Annotated in this window: 1 protein-coding gene; it reads right to left on the reverse strand. The window is 49.0% G+C overall.

What is annotated here, in order from left to right; genetic code table 11:
* Positions 1–206 (reverse strand): citrate lyase subunit alpha (locus tag LI126_RS15625; RefSeq protein ID WP_305067627.1); only part of this gene is annotated, 206 nt, incomplete at both ends.

The raw sequence follows: 206 nt of genomic DNA on the forward strand, positions 1-206 counted from the left end.
TAATAACGTAGTCAACCTGCGTCTGCTTGATTGAAGCTGGCGTGTTAGGGTAGTCGACAATGTTGTCAGTCAGCAAGACGACCTTGTCAGCATATTGAGCATCCATCAAAGCATAGCCCAATGAGCCAAAGACGGCATCACCATTCATCCCATTAGCGTTACCCAGCGCATCTGAGTTTGGTACCCCCAGGAAAGCAACGTCGATC

This window comes from Mediterraneibacter sp. 210702-DFI.5.30, from assembly GCF_020560115.1.
In the GTDB taxonomy this organism is placed as follows: domain Bacteria; phylum Bacillota; class Clostridia; order Lachnospirales; family Lachnospiraceae; genus Mediterraneibacter; species Mediterraneibacter faecis.